The sequence below is a fragment of the Mycobacterium sp. genome, assembly GCF_032162105.1.
Classification (GTDB): Bacteria; Actinomycetota; Actinomycetes; order Mycobacteriales; family Mycobacteriaceae; genus Mycobacterium.
Genome location: NZ_JAVRPS010000018.1, coordinates 1 through 6381, shown reverse-complemented (window position 1 = coordinate 6381; position 6381 = coordinate 1). Strand labels below are relative to the sequence as shown.

Genomic DNA, 6381 nt, shown 5'->3' with positions numbered 1-6381 from the left:
ACCATCCGTGAGGAGATCGACGCCATGGAGGTGCTGGGCATCAACCCGGTGCAGCGCCTGGTAACCCCGCGGATGCTGGCCTCGGGTTTGGTGGCGCTGCTGCTGAACAGCCTGGTCGTGATCATCGGAATCCTTGGCGGTTACTTCTTCTCGGTGTTCATCCAGGACGTGAATCCTGGCGCGTTCGCCGCGGGCATCACCCTGCTGACCGGGACGCCCGAGGTCATCATCTCGTGTGTGAAGGCCGCGCTGTTCGGGCTGATCGCCGGCCTGGTGGCGTGTTACCGCGGCCTGACGATCCGCGGCGGTGGCGCCAAGGCGGTGGGCAACGCGGTCAACGAGACGGTGGTCTACGCGTTCATGGCGCTGTTCGTGATCAACGTCGTCGTCACCGCCATCGGCATCCGGCTCACGACGGGCTAGGCGGCGACATGGGCGCGACGGCAACCTTGCGGGGCACTTACCCGCGTGTGACGCGGCAGTTCGGCAAGCCGGTCTCGTTCCTGGGCCGGATCGGCGATCACACGCTGTTCTACGGCCGCGCGCTGGGCGGGGTGCCGCATGCGACGGTGCACTTCCGTCGCGAGATCATTCGCCTGATCGCCGAAATCTCCATGGGCGCAGGCACGTTGGCGATGATCGGCGGCACCGTCGTGATCGTCGGATTCCTGACTCTGGCGACCGGCGGCGTGCTGGCGATACAGGGGTACAGCTCGCTGGGGAACATCGGCATCGAGGCGCTGACCGGCTTCCTGGCCGCGTTCATCAACGTGCGCATCGCGGCACCGGTGATCGCAGGCATCGGCCTGGCCGCCACCTTCGGCGCCGGGGTGACCGCCCAGTTGGGCGCGATGCGGATCAACGAGGAGATCGACGCCCTGGAGTCGATGGCCATCCGCCCGATCGAATACCTCGTCAGCACGCGGATCATCGCCGGGATGATCGCGATCACCCCGCTGTACTCGATCGCGGTGATCCTGTCGTTCGTGGCCAGCCGATTCACCACGGTGATGTTGTTGGGCCAGTCCGGCGGCCTGTACGACCACTACTTCGACACCTTCCTCAACCCGATCGACCTGTTGTGGTCGTTCCTGCAGGCCGTGTTGATGGCCCTGGCAGTCCTGCTGATCCACACCTACTTCGGCTACTTCGCCACCGGCGGACCGTCGGGAGTCGGCGTCGCAGTCGGCAACGCCGTCCGCACCTCACTGGTCGTGGTGGTCTCGGTGACACTGCTGGTGTCCCTGTCCATCTACGGCGCCAACGGCAACTTCAACCTGTCGGGCTAGAGGAGACGAGTTGACGAGAAACATGGGGCCCGGCCCGGTCCATCGGTCCGAGACCAGCAGCACCGCAACGCCCGTGGCGGCGTCGTCGAGGCGGCACTTCGGGGTGAGCAACTACGTGCGGCCGCTTGCAGGTGTCGGGCTGGTCGCCGCTCTGGTGTTGATCGTCGCGCTCGCCGTCGCCATGTTCCGCGGCAGCTTCACCCCCACGACACCGGTTACGGTGATCGCCGACCGCGCCGGCCTGGTGATGAACCCCGACGCCAAGGTCAAGATCAATGGCGTCGAGGTAGGCAAGGTCTCCTCCATCGACTACCGGTCGGATGGCACTGCCGCGCTGCAACTGGCGATGGATCCGTCTGCGCTGCACCTGATTCCAGGCAACGTGAAGGTCGACATCGCATCGTCGACCGTCTTCGGCAGCAAGTTCGTGCAACTGGTGGCACCACCGGATCCGTCGGCGCAACGGCTCCGCTCGGGACAGGTACTGCGCGGCGACCACGTCACGGTCGAGATCAACACCGTCTTCCAGCAGCTGGTGTCCGTGCTGTCGAAGATCGATCCCGCCAAGCTCAACGAGACGCTCGGAGCCATCTCCTCGGCCGTCGGCGGTCGCGGCGAGAAGTTCGGTCAGACGCTGACCGACTTCAACGCCCTGCTGGCCAAGATCGAACCGACCCTGCCGAATCTCGAGCGTGACATCGAAACTGCGGTGCCGGTGCTCAACGCCTATGGCGACGCGGCGCCCGACCTGATCAGGACGGTCGACAACTCGACGCGGTTCAGCCAGACCATCGTCGACAAGCAGCAGCAGCTCGACGAATTCCTGGTCAGCGCAATCGGTCTGGCCGACGTCGGTAACGACGTGATCGGCGGCAACCGCCAAGCCCTCACCGACGTCTTGCACCTGCTGGTGCCCACGACGGACCTGCTGAACAAGTACCACGAGACCTTGTACTGCGGTATCGCCGGCCTTGGGCAATTCACCAAGTCGCCGCCGCTGCCATTGCCGGGTGTCGTGGTGTCCTCGAGTTTCAACCTGGGCATCGAACGCTACCGCTATCCGAAGGACCTGCCGAAGGTAGCCGCGAAGGGCCGCCCGTACTGCCAGGAGCTGGGACTGCCCGTCGTGCCACCGGAATGGAACCCGCCGTCGGTCATCGGCGATAGCGGTGCCAATCCCTGGCAGTACGGCAACCGGGGCATCCTGCTCAACTCCGACGGGCTCAAGCAGTTCCTCTTCGGGCCGATAGACGGCCCGGCGCGCAACTCCGCACAGGTTGGAGAGCCGGGATGACCGGCTCGCGGAGCATGATCGTCAAGTTCGGGATCTTCGCCGTGGTGATGGTGCTGCTCACGGTGTTCCTCTTCTTCACCTTCGCGCAGGTTCGCACCGGATCGACGAACGGCTACTCAGCGGTGTTCGCCGACGCGTCGCGGCTGAAGACGGGCGACACCGTCCGAGTCGCGGGCGTCAGGGTCGGCACCGTGAGGGACGTGGCGCTGCGGTCCGACAAGAAGGTGATCGTCGACTTCGACGCGGACCGCAACATCGTGCTCACCACCGGTACCAAGGCGGCGGTGCGATACCTCAACCTCGTCGGTGACCGCTACCTGGAGTTGGTGGATGGGCCGGGATCGACCCGGGTGGTGCCCGCGGGCGCGCAGATCCCGGAGGACCGCACCGCTCCCGCTCTTGATCTCGACCTTCTGCTCGGTGGGCTGAAGCCGGTCATTCAAGGGTTGAACCCCGAAGACGTCAACGCATTGAGCGCCTCGCTGATCCAGGTGCTACAGGGCGAGGGCGGAACCCTCGAATCGCTGCTCTCCAAGACCTCGTCGTTCTCCAACTCGATTGCGGACAACAACGAAGTGGTCGGCCAACTCATCGAGAACCTCAAGAACACCCTGGACACGCTGTCGAAGAATGGCGACGAATTCTCCGGTGCCATCGATCGCCTGGAGCAGCTGATCACCGGGCTGTCGAAGGATGGTGACCCGATCGGCAATGCCATCGTTTCGCTCGGCAGCGGCACCGCGTCGCTCTCCGATCTGCTCACCCAGGCCAGGCCGCCGTTGGCCGGCACCGTGGATCAGCTGAACCGTCTCGCACCGCTGATCGACGACGACAAGGATCGCCTCTCCGCCGCACTCGAACGGGCACCGAACAACTACCGCAAGCTCGCCAGGCTCGGCGCCTACGGCAGCTTCATCCAGTACTACATCTGTGGACTCTCCTTCCGCGCCAGCGACCTTCAAGAGCGCACCGTGCAGTTCCCCTGGATCAAGCAAGAGACCGGAAGGTGCGCCGAGAACTCGTGATCAAGTACCGCGGAGCTCAACTCATCAGGGCAGGATTCATCGGCGCCGTCCTGATCATCTTGGTCATCGCCGTGGGGCTGCAGCCCGAGCGGATCCTTCAGTGGGCGACGTCCGTCCGCTACCAGGCGCTGTTCGCCGAGGCGGGCGGCCTCGACGTCGGCAACGACGTGACGATGTCCGGAATCAAAGTCGGAGCGGTGTCCAGTATTTCGCTGGAGAATGGCGACGCGCTGGTCAGGTTCACCCTGGAGGGCAAGTACCCGCTCGGCACCGAGACCACCGCGCACATCAGGACCGGCACACTGCTGGGCGAGCGGGTGGTGACATTGGACTCGGCGGGCGACGACACGATGAGCCCTGGGGAGACCATTCCGGTCTCGCACACCTCGTCGCCGTACTCGCTGACCGACGCGGTCAGCGAAGTCACGTCCAACACCGCGGCCACCGACACCGGTCAGCTCAACCAGTCCCTCGACACGTTGTCGCAGACCCTCGATCAGATCGCGCCGCAACTGGGGCCGACATTCGACGGGCTGGCCCGATTCTCGAAGTCGCTGAACGACCGCAACGCCGGCCTCGGCGAGCTGCTGCGGACGGCAGGCGACGTCACTGGCGTGCTGTCCCAGCGCAGCGCGCAGGTGAACACGTTGATCCTCAACGCCAACGACTTGATCGGGGTTCTTGACGACAGGCGCCAGGCGATCGTCGGTCTGCTGGCGAGCACCTCGGCCGTGTCGCGGCAGTTGTCCGGTCTGGTGGCCGACAACGAAGCTGAGTTGGCGCCGACTCTGAAGCGGCTCAACGACGTCAACGCCATGCTGGAGAAGAATCGCGACAACATCGGCGAGGCGATTCCCGGCTTCGCCAAATTCACGCTCACTCAAGGCGAGACGGTGTCCAACGGCGCTTACTACAACGCCTACATCCCCAACATCCAGCCGTCCCAGCTGTTTCAGCCGTTCTTCGACTACGCGTTCGGGTTCAGGCGGGGCGTCGATGCCGGACAGCCGCCGGACAATGCCGGCCCCCGCGCCGAGTTGCCATTCCCGGTCAACGGAATCCCTCAGCCAGGAGATCTGCCACCACGATGAGGAAACGACTAATCACCGTCGCAGCGGTCGCCCTGGCCCTCGCGCTTGTCGCGGGTGCGGCCTTTCTGGTCCGTCAGGTGTTCTTCGGGCCGACCAAGATCTCGGCGTTGTTCTCAACGGCCACGTCCATCTACCCCGGCGACGAGGTGCGGGTCGCTGGCGTGAGAGTCGGCAAGATCGACGCGATCGAGCCGCTGGGAACGCAGGCCAAGATCGTCATGAGCATCGATCGTGGCGTCTCGATTCCGGCCGATGCGAAGGCAGTCATCGTCGCCCAGAACCTGATCTCGGCGCGCTACGTCCAGCTCACGCCGTCGTATCGGAACCAGGGCCCGACGATGGCCAACGGCGCGGAGATTCCATCCGATCGGACCGCGGTACCCGTCGAATGGGATGAGGTCAAGACCCAGTTGATGCGCCTGGCAACCGAATTGGGTCCCAAGAGCGATGTATCGGGCACGTCGGTCGGACGGTTCATCGACAGTGCCGCCAACGCGATGGACGGAAATGGTGCGAAGCTGCGCCAGACCCTGGCCGAACTGTCCGGCGTCGCACGGATACTCGCCGACGGCAGCGGCAACATCGTCGACGTCATCAAGAACCTGGCGACCTTCGTGACGGCGCTGCGCGACAGCAACACCCAGATCGTGCAGTTCAACAATCGGCTGGCCACGCTGACCAGCGTGGTGGACGACAGTCGATCCTCTCTTGGCGGAGCACTGGACAACCTGTCGGTCGCCATCGTTGACGTCCAACGGTTCGTCTCGGGCACTCGCGCGCAGACCTCCGAACAGATTCGGAGCCTCGGTAGCGTGACCCAGAATCTGGTCGACCACAAGACTGCCTTGGAGAACTTGCTGCACCTCGCACCGAACTCCATTGCCAACACGGAGAACATCTACAACCCGACCAGTGGTGCGGTGAACGGCGGATTCGTGCTCAGCAACTTTTCGAATCCCGTGTGGTTCGTGTGCGGCATGATCGGCGGCATCGAGAACACCACCGCGCCGGAGACCGCGAAGCTGTGTGAGCAGTACTTGGGTCCCGCGCTGCGGTTGCTCAGCGTGAACAATCTCCTGCCGTTCCCGGTCAACGCGTACCTGATGCCGTCGGCCGACCCTGACAAGATCATCTACACCGATCCGAAGCTGGCACCAGGCGGTGAAGGAGCGGGCGACGCACCGGAGCCGCCCCCCGCGGTATCGGCGTACACGGGTCTTGGCGACAACGTGCCGCCGTTCGGTTACGGCGCTCCGCCTCTCATCGCGCCGGGTCCCAATTCGCCACAGCGAGAAGTAGCCGGGGATCCGTTGCCGCCGTTGTTCCCCCGCGCGCCGCTCCCCAACCTGCCCCTGGTGGACGTGAACGGCATGCTCCTTCCCGGAGGGGTGGCCCCAGGTCCACCGCCAGGTCCGCCGGTTCCTCCGCCACCCCCGGCCGGTAACTCACTCAACGGCCAGCCGCTGCTGCCCGCCGAAGCCGGAGGGACGCCATGAGCACCGCAACGAGTGCGGTGCGGCGGTTGGTGGTCATCGGTTCCTGTGTCGCGATGTCGGTGACGGGCTGCGCGTTTCAGGGGCTGAACTCCCTGCCGTTGCCGGGTGCGGTAGGGCGTGGCTCGGATGCCACCATCTACCACGTCGAAGTCGCCAACATCGCTACGCTCGAATCGAATTCGCCGG

The 6381-nt window shown here is 64.9% G+C and carries 6 protein-coding genes and 1 pseudogene; all 7 read left to right on the top strand.

Annotated elements, in window-relative coordinates:
- Positions 1-423: MlaE family ABC transporter permease (locus QOC69_RS00665; protein ID WP_526435342.1), on the top strand; the 423-nt coding region annotated here is incomplete at its 5' end.
- Between the two features lie 8 nt (positions 424-431).
- Positions 432-1289, top strand: a complete 858-nt coding sequence (locus QOC69_RS00660; RefSeq protein WP_526435340.1) for an MlaE family ABC transporter permease — start codon at positions 432-434, stop codon at positions 1287-1289.
- A 10-nt stretch (positions 1290-1299) separates the two neighbouring features.
- On the top strand, positions 1300-2583 hold the full coding sequence (locus QOC69_RS00655) for an MCE family protein (RefSeq protein ID WP_526435337.1): 1284 nt from the start codon (positions 1300-1302) through the stop codon (positions 2581-2583).
- Positions 2580-3608: an MCE family protein gene (locus QOC69_RS00650; RefSeq protein ID WP_526435335.1), complete on the top strand. Its 1029-nt coding sequence runs from the start codon at positions 2580-2582 to the stop codon at positions 3606-3608. The genes QOC69_RS00655 and QOC69_RS00650 overlap by 4 nt, the downstream gene beginning before the upstream one ends.
- Positions 3605-4699 (top strand): MCE family protein, encoded by a 1095-nt coding sequence (locus QOC69_RS00645; RefSeq protein ID WP_526435333.1) that lies wholly within the window; start codon positions 3605-3607, stop codon positions 4697-4699. Before QOC69_RS00650 ends, QOC69_RS00645 begins: the two co-directional genes overlap by 4 nt.
- Entirely contained in the window at positions 4696-6195 is a 1500-nt protein-coding gene (locus tag QOC69_RS00640; RefSeq protein WP_526435331.1) for an MCE family protein, read from the top strand. The genes QOC69_RS00645 and QOC69_RS00640 overlap by 4 nt, the downstream gene beginning before the upstream one ends.
- Positions 6192-6381, top strand: a pseudogene (locus QOC69_RS00635) (MCE family protein); the annotation flags it as partial. The gene QOC69_RS00640 and the pseudogene QOC69_RS00635, both read left to right, overlap by 4 nt.